The following is a 15,127-nucleotide window of genomic DNA, read 5'->3' as shown; positions in this document are numbered from 1 at the left end:
GCTCAGAAATTGAAAGATTGTAAAGTGAGATGACAGAATATATGGTATAATTCTCTGTTGCACATTTTTATATGCATCCGTGTCATCATTGCATCCTATCATCTACTTTTTAGCTTAGTTGTCCTTATCATCTATGCGTGATTTTCTAGCAATATCAGCCAAAATATGGTCTACAAATTCTGCAAGTGTTTCTGTATGCGTTTGTTTGCTGCCATAACGACGGACATTCACCGTACCATCTGCTTGTTCCTTGTCCCCTACAATCAATTGATAAGGAACTTTATGAGTTTGACTTTGACGAATCTTGTATTGCATTTTTTCATTGCGTTCATCGACATCCACACGGACACCACGATTGCGCAGTTCTTTCGCTACTTTCCAAGCGTAATCAGCATGCGCTTCATTAGAAATTGGAATGACCGTCACTTGATGAGGAGCAAGCCAAGTTGGGAAAGCACCTTTGTATGTTTCAATCAAGTAAGCAATAAAGCGCTCCATAGTAGACACAATACCACGGTGAATCATGACTGGACGATGCTCTTCACCGTCTGCTCCAACATAATGAAGGTCGAAACGTTCTGGTAGCAAGAAGTCCAATTGAATAGTGGAAAGGGTTTCTTCATTTCCAAGAGCCGTTTTTACTTGGACATCCAATTTAGGACCGTAGAAAGCAGCTTCGCCTTCTGCCTCAAAGTAGTCCAAACCTAAGTCATCCATTGCTCCTTTTAACATGCGTTGAGCATTTTCCCACATTTCATCATTATCAAAATATTTATGTTTGTCATTCGGGTCACGATAAGACAGACGGAAACGATAATCTGTGATATTAAAGTCTTTGTAAACGTCAATCATCAAATCCAGCACATGTTTAAATTCTTCTTGAATTTGCTCTGGCATGACAAATAAGTGAGAATCGTTTAGGGTCATTTCACGAACACGTTGGAGTCCTGAAAGTGCACCTGATTTTTCAAAGCGATGCATCATACCAAGTTCCGCAATACGAATAGGTAACTCACGATAAGAATGAACATGGTTTTTATAAACCTCAATATGGTGTGGGCAATTCATCGGACGAAGAACAAATTGTTCACCGTCTCCCATATCCATTGGCGGGAACATATCTTCTTGGTAATGTTCCCAGTGACCAGAAGTTTTGTATAATTCCACACTTGCAAGCGGTGGCGTATACACGTGTTGGTAGCCGTCATTGACTTCGCGGTCTGTAATATAGCGCTCTACGATACGACGAATAGTCGCACCATCTGGAAGCCAGAATGGAAGACCTTGCCCAACTTCAGGAGAAATCATGAAAAGATCCAACTCTTTACCGAGCTTACGGTGGTCACGTTCCTTCGCTTCTTCACGCATTTGAAGATAGTTTTTCAAATCTTTCTTATCAAACCAAGCTGTACCATAAATCCGTTGCATCATAGCATTATCGCTATTTCCACGCCAGTAAGCACCCGCTACATTTAACAAATGGAAAATTTGAATACGTCCAGTTGACGGGACATGAGGTCCACAACAGAGATCCACATATTCACCTTGACGGTAGATTGTCAAACCACCTTCATCTTCTGAATGCTCCTCAATCAATTCCAACTTGTAAGGATCATTCTTGAAAATTTCTCGCGCTTGATCTTTTGTCACTTCTTCGCGAATTGACGGGAAATTCTCCTTGACAATCTTCTTCATTTCTTCTTCGATACGAGGCAAGTCTTCGTTGGAAATTTGTCCTGCGGTATTGTCTGTATCATAGTAAAATCCGTCCTGAATAGCTGGACCGACACCCAAGTGAATGTCTGGGAAGAGACGACGAGCAGCTTGGGCAAAGAGATGAGCAGCCGAATGGCGCAAGATAGGCAGGGCGTCTTCGTGGTCAGGTGTCACAATTTCGATGCTACCGTCTTCTGTAATAGGACGAGTGGTATCGATGAGTTTGCCGTTGAATTTACCAGCCAAGGCTTTCTTTGCCAAGGAATTGCTGATAGACTGAGCAATATCAAATGTTGTGCTGCCGCTTTCGTATTCACGAACAGCGCCGTCTGGGAAAGTAATCTTAATCATAGTTTTCTCCTTTAATATCTATTTATTTGTATTGGGCAATTTTAAGCGCCTGGCAATCTCTTCAGCAGTCTCCTTTTCCGATTGATTGACTGCCGTCTGTCATGAGACTGGGATAGCCTAATTTCTGAGCTTCCTTCCGCACCATTTGGGCAAAAAGAATGTCACGCTGCATCCAGTTTTCAAAAGCTTGCTCAGGATTGGAAGTTCCCTCTAAAACATAAGGAACCCATTCTCTCTGCTTATAATGCTTTTTCTGAAAATCAACTGTCGGAGTCAAGCATAGATAGGAAACCGCTGGTTCTTCAAGACTTTTTATCAGGTGAGGCAGAAGCCCTGCTCCCTCCACCAAGAGGGCTTTGTCTTGATTTTTTATCAAGTAAGATGTCACATAAGGAAAAATCTCTTCATAAAAACGCCATTCTTCATCTGCCATCTCTTCTGGATTTCTCATCCAGATTTGTTCCGGATTTCTGTCCTGTCTCAGAAGGGAAATCGGCTTTAAGTCCTCTCTTGCTTGAGCTATCATCTCATCTACCAAATCATCCAGCTTGATATGAAGCAAATCGTACTTCCGAGCAAGAAGGGAAGCGAGCGTTGATTTCCCGCTGCAGGATGATCAGCCAATCATATATAGCATAACTTTTCCTCCCTTCAACAAAATAAAAAAAAAAACGACATCCCGAAAAGGACGTCGCAACGTGGTTCCACCTTCATTCATGTACAACAAAAAAGTTTGTTGACACCTCTGATTGGCTCTAACGTAGCCACCGTTTTATGTTTGCATAAAAGCTAACAGAGTAGTCTCAACTGCCTTTCTCTGCGCGATTTTCAGCTCCACGCGCTCTCTAAAAGATTCCAGTCAGCGATATGTCTCTAAAAAATATTATAGCACGATTGAAAAATTTTGCAAGTCCTATGATTAAAGTGTATTGTGTTTTGGAACCATTCGAAACAGCACAGCAAGTTAAAATAAGGCTTTGTCCGTACTCAAGCTTGCAAAAGCGTGCACCGATTCGGTGCTTTTTTCTTTCTCTTGTTTCAAAAAAACAGCCTCACGACTGTTTTTACTTTTATCCTACAGAGCCTTCCATACTCATATTGATGAGCTGATTAAGTTCGACTGCATACTCCATTGGGAGTTCTTTGGTGATTGGTTCCATAAAGCCATTGATAATCATAGCAGTTGCTTCTTCTTCGCTAATACCGCGGCTCATAAGGTAATAAAGCTGATCCTCTGAAACCTTAGAAACCTTAGCTTCGTGTTCAAGTGCAACATTTGAATTGTGAATTTCATTAAATGGAATGGTATCTGAGCTGGATTCACCATCCATAAGAATCGTGTCGCACTCAATGTGAGACTTTGAACCAGCACTGTTCTTGCCAAAACGGACTTGACCACGGTAATCCGTCTTACCACCGTCTTTGGCAACAGACTTGGAAATCAATGTGCTAGAAGTCTTTGGCGCATTGTGATAGACTTTACAACCCGCATCCAAATGCTGACCATAATTAGCAAAGGACATGGAAAGGACTGAAGTTCTTGCATTGCGGCCATTCAAAATGCTACAAGGATATTTCATATTGACCTTGCTGCCCAGATTTCCGTCAATCCATTCCAAAGTACCGCCTTCTTCAACCGTTCCACGCTCTGTCACCAGATTATAAACGTTGTCTGACCAGTTTTGAATCGTTGTATAGCGGAAAAAAGCATCTTTTTTGACAATAATTTCCACATTTGCAGCATGAAGACTATTGGTCGTATAAGTCGGCGCTGTGCAACCTTCAATGTATTGAATAGAGCCACCCTCTTCTACGATAATGAGCGAGCGTTCAAACTGACCGGCATTCTCTCCATTGATACGGAAATAGGTCTGAACTGGCACCTGACATTGAACATTTTTAGGAACATAGATAAATGTGCCACCTGACCAAACAGCACTGTTCAAAGCGGAAAACTTGTGCTCTGCATTAGAAATGACTGTTCCAAAGTATTTTTTTACCAAATCCGGATATTCTTGTACTGCCGTGTCAGTATCGGTAAAGATAATGCCTTGCTTGGCAAATTCTTCTTTCATGTTGTGATAGACCACTTCAGATTCATACTGAGCAACAGCCCCTGACAAAAATTGACGCTCTGCTTCAGGAATCCCCAGACGCTCAAAGGTTTTCTTTATTTCATCTGGTACCTCATCCCAACTTCTAGCCCGATCCCCACTTAATTTTTGATAATAGACAATATCATCAAATCGTATGCCGGATAAATCTGGTCCAAAATCAGGCATGGGCAATTTATGGAATAATTCTAAAGAACGCAAGCGATAATCCAACATCCATTGTGGCTCATTTTTAATTTCAGAAATTTCACGAACAACCTCTTCTGTCAGACCTTTGCCTGTTGAGAACAAAGGTTTCACATCGTCATGAAATCCAAAGGTATAATCTCGTTCTTTCGTCATCTCATTCCTCCCATTGATACAAATTCTCTTCTCTTATTATACTATTCTATATTAGAAATGTCAGAATATATGCCTAAAATCGAATAAATTAAGCTAAAAAAGGCTAGGAAAATTTCCCAGCCTTCTTACATGATTACCGTACTTTTTCGGCTAATGCTTCAGCGAATTTCTCCAGATTTTCAATATCTTCATCTTCTGCTGATAGATCGACTTTGACATTTTCAGCGCCTTTTTCAGCACCTGTTGCCGCAAAAGCACGATCAAAGTCATCTACGGCCTTACAGAACTCATCATAGAATGTATCGCCCGATCCGACAACACCATAAATCTTTCCGGTCAAGTCAAGACTAGCTAAATCTTCATAAAAATCAACAATTTCATCAGGCAACTCGCCGTCACCGTATGTGTAAGAAGCAACGATTGCGATGTCTGCTTCTAGAAATTCCTCTGCATCAACCGTTGTGCATTCATCAATATCTACTTCTAAACCAAGTTCTTTTAATTTATCAGCTACAATATCTGCGATTTCTTCTGTATTTCCTGTCATACTCGCAAATACAATTTTTGCTAAAGCCATAATTTCCTCCAAAAAAATTCTATCAGTTTATTATAACACATTGAACAAATTGTTGCACTTCAAATCTCTTAAAGTTCCCTACTTTTCCCTTTTACTTTTTAAAATAATCATCTTATGATACAATGAATAAAAGGTAGAGCGGAGGTTATCATATGGAAATTTTCAAGCAAATTTTACATAAAATTAAAGAATATGATACAATCATCATTCATCGTCACATGCGACCTGATCCTGATGCCTTAGGAAGTCAAGTCGGTTTGAAAAAATTACTTCAAGTCAATTTCCCTGAGAAAAAGATTAAAGTAGCAGGAAAGACTGAACCTACTCTTGCTTGGATGGCTAAAATGGATGATGTTTCAGATGATGATTACAAACATGCTTTAGTTATTGTTTGTGATACAGCAAATACTGCTCGGATTGATGACGAACGGTACAACAAAGGAGATTTTCTCATCAAAATTGATCATCATCCAAACGATGATATTTACGGGGACATTTCTTGGGTAGATACTAGCTCTAGTAGTGCTAGTGAGTTAATTGCTCTCTTTGCATTGGAAAATAAACTCAAACTAGATGATTATTCTGCTAAATTGCTTTATGCTGGAATTGTCGGTGATACAGGACGTTTCCTATATCCTGCCACAACTGCCCGCACAATGGCTGTCGCAAGTAAACTTCGCGAGTATCCCTTTGATTTTGCTGCTTTGGCTCGAAAAATGGACTCTTTCAGCTATCAAATCGCTAAACTTCAAGGCTATGTTTATGACCATTTAGAAGTCGATGAAAATGGTGCAGCTCGTGTCATTTTAACTCAGGAACTTCTCAAAGCCAATCATTTAACAGATGCTGATACTTCCGCTATCGTTTCAGCTCCAGGGCGTATTGACAGTGTTGAATTATGGGGAATTTTTGTTGAGCAAGAAAATGGCAATTACCGCGTTCGACTACGGAGTAAATTTATCCCGATCAATGAAGTAGCTAAAAAACACGACGGAGGCGGTCATCCTCTTGCCAGTGGTGCCAATGCTTACTCCAAAGAAGAAATCGAAGAAGTTTATCAAGAATTGAAAGAATTGGCAAAAAGGAAATAATTTGGTAGAAAAGACTTGTCAAATCCGCTAGAATTTGGTAAACTATCAAAGTAACGAATCTATGGCTCGCAGAGAGACCATGGCAGAAAGGAAATTTTTAAAAATGAGAAAAGATATTCATCCTGAATACCGTCCTGTTGTCTTTATGGATACTTCAACCGGCTACAAATTCCTTAGTGGTTCTACTAAGTATTCTAGCGAAACTGTTGAATGGGAAGATGGAAACACTTATCCTTTGATCCGTGTGGAAATTTCATCAGACTCACATCCATTCTATACTGGACGTCAAAAATTCACTCAAGCAGATGGACGTGTGGATCGTTTCAACAAAAAATACGGTCTCAAATAAAAATCGTATTTACATTACAAAAAATGTTGATAATAAGCCTTTTCCAATTTTGGGAAAGGTTTTTTATATAATCAACAAAACTTGGAATCTACGACAGTATGACTTCCAAGTTTTTACCTTTTTTCACATTCAGTATTTTAATTGCTGAATAACCAATACATGGCTATCTTTCACACCATATAAACTATGAAGTTCATTGGGTTCCATGGTTAAAAAACTTCCGGGAACAAGTTGAACGGTTTGACCAGATGCTGTAAAATCAACCTTTCCCTCTAGACAGACAACAGTCACCAAAGCATCAGCCTTGTGTCCAGGAATTATTTTTCCTTCTTCTAAGTGAGGATGACGGATGATGCGGTTAGTTTCTTCAACAGGTGTTTCCACGACATCAATAGTAGGGTTCATTGTGTAAATTTTCATGTGTATTGTCTCCTTGTGTTCAACTTTAATCCTTATAATCTCCCCCGGAAAAACCGTAATATTCTTCTAAAGATAGTCCTGAATCTGCAATCGCTTTTGCTTCTTTTCCAACATAGCGGAGATGCCATTGCTCTGGCATATATCCAGTTTTGTCTTCTTTACCATTTAGATAGCGCACGACAAAACCATATTCGGCTGCATGTTTCAAAAGCCATCGACTTGCCTTTTCTTCTGTTACTAGATTTCCGTCTGTGCCAATCAAGTCAAATGCCAAGCCTGTTTGGTGTTCACTATAGCCAGGTCGGGCAGAATAACGATCTGCTGCTTCTTTCCCGTCTTGATTGACATAATTTTGATAAAGAGTAACCTGCGTTTGATAACTACGGAAACCGCTATATTGATGACTGATAGGATAGCCTTCGCGCTGCATAGCAGTAATCAATTCCAGCAATTTTGCTTTAGCAGTAGGATTTTCACCGGGGTTATAATCTGAAGATAATGGATAATGTTTATTTGCGATAACAATTTCATCGTATTTTCCTTTTACACTATAGTAAGAACCATTATAATGAACTTTTGCTTTTTTCTTTGCTGGCTCAGAGGACGCAACTTTTGCAGACGTTGCTTTTCCTTCTTGTTTCGTTTCCACATTCGTTTTCTTTCCCCCACAAGCTGTCAAAAGAAACAAACTCGCTACTAATAAAATCCCAATCCTTTTTTTCATCTGTATTGCCTCATTTATAGAATTTTCTAATTTTCATTATAAGCGTAGATATACTGTCTGTCAATTCAAAAAAGCATGCAATTTGCACACTTTTAATTTTTCTAGTTAATCATTTAAGACGACCATTTTACCAAATCCCACTTAACTTTCGATATAAGAATGGGCTGCTGGGATTTGCTCTAATGAAAAGACTCGTTGAGGAGATACATTTATTTGGTAAGCATCAATATAGCTAAAAAGTTCATCAATAAGCTGCTGGCTCACATTGCCTGAATAAAAGCTCGTCAAAAAACTATTATTTTTTATTTCTACGATTGGGTCAAACTCCTCTACATACCATTTGCTACCTAATTGACCAGTGTTACAGATAATTCCTGCACTTTGAATATGGTCAAATGAATTTTTTAGAGTAGCCGGACCGACTAATTCAAGGATTTTATCAAACTTTTCCTCAGTTTGCAAAACTCCTTTTTCATCTAAAATAATCTCATCAAAAACCTAGATATTGAAGCAAATCTTTTTTAGCGAGAGAACGAACTGTGCCAACTACACGATTCTGTGGGAATTGCGCCTTTACCAATTTTAAGAAAGCTAATCCAACGCCACTTGTCGCAGCTCGGACTAAGATTGAATCTCCTTCTTTTATCTGCAGATTTTTGAAGGAGCCAAAAGCGGTATAATAGGTCTCTGGTACTGTTGCTAACTCAGACCAAGGTAATTGGCTATCTACGGGATAAATCTGCTCATTTGGAAGTAGAGCATATTCAGCATAAGAACCGTCAAAGGCACGTCCCATTTCACCCATGATGGAAACAATTTTTTGCCCTTCTTGCAAATCTCTCCTTGTCGTTTCAACTACTTGTCCTACACACTCAATTCCTAAAATACGAGGGAATTGAACAGTTGGAGATAGACCTTTCCGAGTGACAATTTCTGAATGATTGATACCAAAACCTTTAATCTTGACTAGAGTCCAGCCTACTTTTACATTCGGGATGGCTCGTTCTTCTAGAACAAATTTTTCTGGACCACCAGGCTCATAAATCACCATGGCTTTCATTTTTTGATTCATAGAACTTCTCCTTAGCTTGCTAATTCTAGTAGTTTTCTGACAAAATCATTTGCAGGCTGCATTTTTATTTCCTGCGGCGTGCCATATTGCTGGATTTCTCCCTTATCTAAAACGAGGATTTTCGTACCTAGTTTCAAAGCTTCTGCTATATCGTGTGTGATAAACACAACTGTAATTCCGGTTTCTGCATGCAGTAACTTTAATTCACGCTGTAACTGATAGCGCGTAATAGCATCCACTGCTCCAAACGGCTCATCCATTAGCAAAATATTAGGAGTTGCAGCTAATGCACGTGCAATCCCCACTCGTTGCGCCTGTCCACCAGACAAAGCTGCTGGATAGCGATTTTTTAGCTGGGTATCCAAACCAAGCATGGCTAACTTTTCATCTACAATTTTCTCTATTTCCACTTGATTTTTCTTTTGCAAATTCAACACATAAGCGATATTCTCGGCAACTGTCAAATGCGGAAAAAGCCCATTTCCTTGAATCGAATAACCGATGTTTCGCCGCAATTCAATCAAATCCGTGTCCTGCACATCTTGACCATTGATAAGGATTTGCCCTTGATTCGGCTTGACCAAACCATTTATCATCTTTAACAATGTCGTTTTGCCCGAACCAGAAGTCCCCACAACTGTCAGAAAAGTGCCATCTTCAATCTTTAGATTTAGATTTTTGATAATGTCTTGATTTCCATATGATTTGTTGACATTTTTATATTCAATCATTTCTTCAAAATCCCTTTCTCTACAAGATAGTCATGAGCAACTTTAGCAGGCTCTTCTTTGTCGTTTTCTACTTTGTGGTTCAATTCTGCCATTTTACTATCCGTTAAAATACCGTCTAATTTTGCCAATGCTTTTTTCAATTGTGGGTATTTTTTTAGAGTGGCTTCTCGAACAACTGTTCCTGCCTGATAAGAAGGATAGATTTTTTTATCATCTTTCAAAACCACTAGATTGGCACCATAAAGCTGTCCATCTGTAGTAAAAATATCAATCGCATCAACTTTTCCGGATTTAATAGCCTGATATTTCAATCCGCTATCCATATCTACTTGAGATTTGAACTTCATACCATAGGTAGATTGCAAACGTGCAAAACCGTCTTCACGACCAAAAAAGTCATACTCTGCACCAAAAGTTAAATTAGGACTAGCTTTGGCTAAATCACTAAAGGTTTTAATATTGTATTTTTCTGCTACATCCTTGCGAACGGCTAAGCCATATGTGTTATTAAAGCCAAATGTATTTGCCCATGCAAGTTGATATTTCTTGCGGTATTGACTTTCAAGCGTCTTAAATCGACTTTCATCATACGAGCCTGATTTTTTGAGAATAACTTCCCAGATTGTACCGGTGTATTCAGCATAAATATCAAATTCACCTTTAACCATTGCTGGATGAATATTTGAGGTACCACCACCAACACCTTTGGTCATTTTGACCTTCAGATTGGTGTATTCTTCAATAACTTGCTTTTGCATTTCCCCTAAGATATAGTTTTCTGTCTGTGGCTTGGTCGCAATTTTGACCGTTCCACCCATTGGATTCATTTGGAAAAACGCTATTATTCCTGCTGTCAAAAAAGTTATGAAACCTAAAACAACCAACCATTTTTTGGATACTTTTTTATGGTTTAAGATTGATTTTTCGACCAAAGAAAGGAGAAAATCAAAGGCTAGTGCCAACAAAGCTACTAAAACACTTCCGACTAAGGTCAAGGTTTGATTATTAGTGGTAATTCCACGCTAGATTGCAAGCCCCAGACCACCAGCACCAACGAAAGAAGCAATCCCGGCTAGCGCAATGGTCATCGTCACCATATTTCGAAAACCTGCCATCATGACCGGAAAGGCAAGCGGCAATTGCACTTTGGTTAAAATCTGCTTGCGAGTAGAACCCATTCCTTCTGCTGCTTCAACGAGAAGCGGATCAACACCTGTAATCCCTGTATAAGTGCTCCGTACCATGGGTAACAGTGCATACAAGGTTAAAGCTACAATTGCTGTCTTGTTACCAATTCCTGTAATTGAAATCAAAATCCCTAAAAGGGCAATAGAGGGAATTGTATAAAGAATATTCACTATTCCGATAACGACACCAGCCCAGCTTTTTTTGAAACTGATGAAAATTCCAAGCCCAACTCCCAAAATTAAAGCAAGTAAGATAGACAAACCCGATATCCAGACATGATCCCAGATAAGACCTAACAGAAACTGCCATTGATTGGTGACTAATTTGATTAACTCGTTCATGCTTCATCCTTTCTTGATTGGCTTAAATTTACTAAAATACGCTCTAAATAAATCTCAAATTCACTGATTTCCAGATCGGAAAAACCACTATAAAAGATTTCAATGATTTCATCAGAAATTGCATCATATTCTGCTTTTAATCCTTTTGCATAATCTGTCAGACAAATCATCTTTTTCCGCTTATCTTTTTCATGAGAACACCGTTCCACAAGCTTCATGCGAATCATTCGGTCAATCATTTTGGTTAGAGTGTTCAACGTCAAACCGGTCTGCTCTGACAGTTCGGTTTGGCTTTGATAATCTTTTTGCCAAAGCGCATGTAAAATACGTCCCTGTTCTCCATTAAAAGCTTGAATCCCTCGTTCTAACAAAATATGATTCATTAATCGATTAGATAAACGATGAATTTTCCCAATGTAAAATCCACTATTGACTACTTTTTTACCCATTTTTCTTCTTTCTAAAACATACGATATAGAAGTTTATTTATAAAACTATATCGAACCTTTTTTGTCAAAGATTTGGTTTCAAAAAAAAGATGAGCAAGTGCTCATCTTGAAATAATCTGTTGAACATTCGCCTGCAAATCTGGTATCACTTGCTCTGCAAACCAAGGATTCTTGGCCAGCCAGATTTGATTTCGTGGAGATGGGTGAACAAGTGGGAAATATTCTGGCAAATAATCTTGATAATGTTTTACCGTATCGGTTAACTTTACAGTTCCCTTTTGATGAAGATAATACTTCTGAGCATATTGGCCAATAAGAATAGTTAATTCCAGATCTGGTAACAATTCTAAAATCTGTTGATGCCATTTTTCAGCAAAACCCTTGCGAGGTGGCAAATCTCCTGATTTTCCATGACCTGGAAAGTAAAAGTCCATTGGAATCGCAGCAAAATAACCTGAATGATAAAAAGTATCATAATCAACACCCATCCATTCACGCAAGCGATCACCGCTCTTATCATTCCAGTACAAGCGCGTTTCCTGCGCTTTGATGCCCGGTGCTTGACCGACAATATTGATACGTGCCGTTTTAGGCGCTGCAAAAAGCGGCTCAATTCCTCGCTTTGTATATGCTTGATTTTGTGAATCATCCATAATAGCTTTCTTAATGTCTTCTAGCGTTTCCATTTCTTGCCTCTATTTTTGATAATTCTTCTTCATATAAGTTTTCAAATCAGCTGCCTGCCGTCCTGTGATCGTCCGAAAATCATCTGTCACAATGTCCAAACAGCCTTGACTTCCAGCTTGGTAAAGGGAAGCCAGCACAACACCGAAACCTTTAGGCTGATCATACAGAGCAGCAAATTCCTCAACCGTCACTGGTTAGTAACCAATCTCGTGACCAGAAACCTCGGACAAAAGATTAGCCAGCTCCAACATTGTGTAATTGCGTTCTTGAGTCAAAACATACGTCTTTCCCTGTAAGGCAGGTAACATAGCCAGTTTGACAATAGCTTCTGCACTATCTTCCCGCGGAACAAAGCTCATTTTGGCATTGCCCATTGGATAAATAACAGCCTTGCGCTCTATTAACTCAGGTAAATAAGGCACCAATGGATCAGCATACATAGCATTTTTGATAATGCTGTAAGAAAATCCAGCCGACACTAGACGAGTATTGGCATATGCAAAGAAAGCTGCCATGTGAAATGGACTATTGACTTGATCGGCGAAAAATCCAACAAAGATAAAGTGCTTAACTCCAGCTCTTTCTGCTGCAATGACCGAATTTTCAAATTCTGGCACACGCACAATGCTTGGATGGGAAATACTTGGAATGTAAATCAAAACATCCGTTCCACGCCAAGCCTCGACCATAGAATCCATATCTAAATAATCAGCTGCTCTAACATCAATCCCTGCTGTTACATATTGACTTGCTTTTTTGGGACTTCGAACAGATAGCCGAATTTCATTAGAATTTAAATGTTTTCGTGCCTCAGCAACAACCTTTTGCCCCAATTGACCTGTCGCACTCGTAATTGTGTAAATTATAATTGTTCTCTTTCTTTGAAAGAAACTCAACTATTTCTAGCTGAGTTTACCTGTTTTATTTAATCAGTTCATAAATTGCTTCAGCATAAATAGCTGCTGCACGGAAAAGATCTTCTACATCTATAAATTCATTTGCTTGGTGCATGGTATCTGTATAGCCTGGGAACATGGCACCATAAGCAACACCGCGTTTCAAGAGACGACCAAACGTTCCTCCACCAATGATTTGCTCATAACCTTTCAGACCTGTTTGCTTTTCATACACATCTAAAAGTGTCTTCACAAGCGGATCTTCCATTGGAACATAGTGGGGAACATGCTCGTGCTCGGACAATGTCACCTTTTCTACTGGCAAGTTTTCCAATTTAGATTTGATCATTTCTGGATTGGTTCCTTGTGGATAACGGAAATTAAGAGCAATGGTGTTGTCGTTGCTTGCTTCATCGAAGCGGAAAACCCCAGCATTCATAGAAAGAGCACCCATTTTTTCATCTATATAATCCACTTTTAAAGCTTTTCCTGCATGGTCTTCTAAAAGAATGTTCCCAGCCACTTCAAGATAGTCTTTAGCAGAATCTGCAAAATCAAACTGGGTCAAGAATTTCGCCAGATAAGTCGCGCCATTGACACCGGATTGTGGAGATGCTCCGTGAGCGGATTTCCCAACAATCGTAATTGTTATTTGACCACTCGGTAATTCTTGGTATTCAAATCGAAGTCCGTGTTCTTTTGCAAATTCATCTAATTCATCTTCAAGATTTGGCACATTTCCTGATACCACTGCTGTTGCAGATTCAGGAACCATATTTTCACGAAGTCCGCCAGTAAAGCTATGCAAGCGCGCAGCTCCGCCATTTTCCCCTGCAAAATGAAGATATTCGGTGATGTTTCCTTTTTCACCATTGATAATCGGAAATTCTGCATCTGGCGAAAAGCCAAAATCTGGCTCTGGCAGACCAACGTGTTTGAAATAATAGTCCATATCAGCCCAGCCGGATTCCTCATCTGTACCAACTACAAAACGAACCTTCTTAGATGTCGGCAAGCCTAATTCTTTGATAATTTTCAGTCCATAATAGCAAGCCATCGTCGGCCCTTTGTCATCGCTCGCACCACGCGCAAATAATTTACCATCCTTGATAGTTGGCGTATAGGGATCTGTATCCCAGCCACTTCCAGCCGGCACAACATCCATATGCGCAAAAATTCCAAGCACTTCTTTTCCTTCGCCATATTCAAAATGCCCTGCATAATTGTCAACATTTTTCGTTGGATAGCCATCACGCGCAGCTAATTCTAAGAATTTTTCCAAAGCCTTAACAGGTCCAGGCCCAAAAGGATGTTCTTTATCTGCTTTCGTGTCATCTCGCTCAGAGTTAATTTCCAAAAGGCTAAACAAGTCATTCAACAGAGCATCGCGACGTTTTTCAACTTCTGCTTTAAAATCAATCGTCATAAAATCAGATTCCTTTCTATCAACGTTTTTCAATAATCTCATCCACTGGCAAACGATAACTTGGCTCCAGTTTGTCGTCTGTGTAACCAACGGTAATTAAAAGTTCTGGACGGAAGCGTTCATCAATATCTAGCACTTGATTGACTTTCAACTTATCAAATCCAAGGATAACATTGGAACCAATTCCTTGGTCAGTCAATGCTAAAACAAGATTCATTGCCACCAAACCAGCATTTAAAGCCAAATAATCGCTTTTTTGCTGCTCAGAATAATGCCCATATTCAACCGGTAAATTTTGCATATAATATTGCAACAATTCATCGGACATATTATTGACCCCAGCCACACGAGCAATTTTCCGAGCGCGTTTAACTAAGTCTGTATCTGTAAAAAGAGCAATCGTCACAGGTGCTTCTGTGATTTGGTCTTTGTTTGCACCGAAAGCAATCTCAGCCAACTCTGCATTTTTCTCACGCACAACTACAAATTTCCAAGGCTGGCTATTATGAGCACTTGGCGCTAAAGTTGCAATTTCAATCGCCGTCCGCACATCTTTCGGATCAACTGCTTTATCATTGAAATGCTTAGTTGCATGACGCTTTTTATTTAATTCAAGAAATTTCATAAGGACTTTCCTTTTCTTATTATACTCA

Annotated in this window: 14 protein-coding genes and 3 pseudogenes; 2 read left to right on the top strand and 15 right to left on the bottom strand. The window is 39.4% G+C overall.

Features of this window, described 5'->3' with window-relative positions; all coding sequences use genetic code 11:
• Positions 1-114: 114 nt before the first annotated feature.
• The 4 genes and pseudogenes from thrS to HMPREF2574_RS09060 all read right to left on the bottom strand — a co-directional run bounded on the left by thrS (position 115) and on the right by HMPREF2574_RS09060 (position 5,100).
• Positions 115-2,067: a threonine--tRNA ligase gene (gene thrS / locus HMPREF2574_RS09075; protein ID WP_070812491.1), complete on the bottom strand. Its 1,953-nt coding sequence runs from the start codon at positions 2,065-2,067 to the stop codon at positions 115-117.
• A pseudogene (locus HMPREF2574_RS09070) lies at positions 2,063-2,704 on the bottom strand (AAA family ATPase); the annotation flags it as partial. The gene thrS and the pseudogene HMPREF2574_RS09070, both read right to left, overlap by 5 nt.
• A 433-nt stretch (positions 2,705-3,137) precedes the next feature.
• Positions 3,138-4,523 carry a Fe-S cluster assembly protein SufB gene (gene sufB / locus HMPREF2574_RS09065; RefSeq protein ID WP_070584269.1) on the bottom strand — a complete coding sequence of 462 codons (1,386 nt, stop codon included), beginning with the start codon at positions 4,521-4,523 and terminating at the stop codon, positions 3,138-3,140.
• A gap of 133 nt (positions 4,524-4,656) precedes the next feature.
• Positions 4,657-5,100, bottom strand: coding sequence for a flavodoxin (locus tag HMPREF2574_RS09060; protein WP_003030007.1), 444 nt, complete (start codon positions 5,098-5,100; stop codon positions 4,657-4,659).
• Between the two features lie 152 nt (positions 5,101-5,252).
• On the opposite strand from HMPREF2574_RS09060, the gene HMPREF2574_RS09055 reads away from it, so the two are divergent.
• Together HMPREF2574_RS09055 and HMPREF2574_RS09050 are read left to right on the top strand one after the other, a co-directional pair.
• On the top strand, positions 5,253-6,191 hold the full coding sequence (locus tag HMPREF2574_RS09055) for a DHH family phosphoesterase (protein ID WP_024053018.1): 939 nt from the start codon (positions 5,253-5,255) through the stop codon (positions 6,189-6,191).
• 103 nt (positions 6,192-6,294) lie between these two features.
• Positions 6,295-6,540, top strand: coding sequence for a type B 50S ribosomal protein L31 (locus HMPREF2574_RS09050; protein WP_003023866.1), 246 nt, complete (start codon positions 6,295-6,297; stop codon positions 6,538-6,540).
• Positions 6,541-6,669: 129 nt separating this feature from the next.
• On the opposite strand, the gene HMPREF2574_RS09045 is transcribed toward HMPREF2574_RS09050, so the two are convergent.
• The 11 genes and pseudogenes from HMPREF2574_RS09045 to HMPREF2574_RS09000 all read right to left on the bottom strand — a co-directional run bounded on the left by HMPREF2574_RS09045 (position 6,670) and on the right by HMPREF2574_RS09000 (position 15,099).
• Positions 6,670-6,960: an AraC family ligand binding domain-containing protein gene (locus HMPREF2574_RS09045; RefSeq protein WP_024053016.1), complete on the bottom strand. Its 291-nt coding sequence runs from the start codon at positions 6,958-6,960 to the stop codon at positions 6,670-6,672.
• A 25-nt stretch (positions 6,961-6,985) separates the two neighbouring features.
• Entirely contained in the window at positions 6,986-7,684 is a 699-nt protein-coding gene (ldcB, locus tag HMPREF2574_RS09040) for an LD-carboxypeptidase LdcB/DacB (protein WP_070812490.1), read from the bottom strand.
• Positions 7,685-7,825: 141 nt separating this feature from the next.
• Positions 7,826-8,756: pseudogene (locus tag HMPREF2574_RS09035) on the bottom strand (alcohol dehydrogenase catalytic domain-containing protein).
• 11 nt (positions 8,757-8,767) lie between these two features.
• Entirely contained in the window at positions 8,768-9,487 is a 720-nt protein-coding gene (locus tag HMPREF2574_RS09030; RefSeq protein WP_070812489.1) for an ATP-binding cassette domain-containing protein, read from the bottom strand.
• Positions 9,484-11,016: pseudogene (locus HMPREF2574_RS09025) on the bottom strand (glycine betaine ABC transporter substrate-binding protein). The gene HMPREF2574_RS09030 and the pseudogene HMPREF2574_RS09025 overlap by 4 nt, the downstream one beginning before the upstream one ends.
• Entirely contained in the window at positions 11,013-11,465 is a 453-nt protein-coding gene (locus HMPREF2574_RS09020) for a MarR family transcriptional regulator (RefSeq protein ID WP_006268509.1), read from the bottom strand. Before HMPREF2574_RS09020 ends, HMPREF2574_RS09025 begins: the two are co-directional and overlap by 4 nt.
• Before the next feature lie 101 nt (positions 11,466-11,566).
• Entirely contained in the window at positions 11,567-12,151 is a 585-nt protein-coding gene (locus tag HMPREF2574_RS09015; RefSeq protein ID WP_070812488.1) for a uracil-DNA glycosylase family protein, read from the bottom strand.
• A gap of 9 nt (positions 12,152-12,160) precedes the next feature.
• The gene (locus tag HMPREF2574_RS10980; RefSeq protein ID WP_224783938.1) at positions 12,161-12,343 is read right to left on the bottom strand and encodes a hypothetical protein; all 183 of its coding nucleotides are present in this window, start codon (positions 12,341-12,343) and stop codon (positions 12,161-12,163) included.
• Between the two features lie 3 nt (positions 12,344-12,346).
• On the bottom strand, positions 12,347-13,048 hold the full coding sequence (locus HMPREF2574_RS09010) for an NAD(P)H-binding protein (protein WP_257374306.1): 702 nt from the start codon (positions 13,046-13,048) through the stop codon (positions 12,347-12,349).
• 25 nt (positions 13,049-13,073) lie between these two features.
• Positions 13,074-14,474 carry a dipeptidase PepV gene (gene pepV, locus HMPREF2574_RS09005; RefSeq protein ID WP_070812501.1) on the bottom strand — a complete coding sequence of 467 codons (1,401 nt, stop codon included), beginning with the start codon at positions 14,472-14,474 and terminating at the stop codon, positions 13,074-13,076.
• 19 nt (positions 14,475-14,493) lie between these two features.
• Positions 14,494-15,099, bottom strand: coding sequence for a nitroreductase family protein (locus HMPREF2574_RS09000; protein ID WP_070812487.1), 606 nt, complete (start codon positions 15,097-15,099; stop codon positions 14,494-14,496).
• Positions 15,100-15,127: the final 28 nt, after the last annotated feature.

Origin of the sequence: Streptococcus sp. HMSC034E12, from assembly GCF_001835915.1 — a bacterium.
Classification (GTDB): Bacteria; Bacillota; Bacilli; order Lactobacillales; family Streptococcaceae; genus Streptococcus; species Streptococcus vaginalis.
The sequence above is the reverse complement of the archived record's forward strand: the minus strand, read 5'-3'. Positions and strand labels throughout refer to the sequence as shown.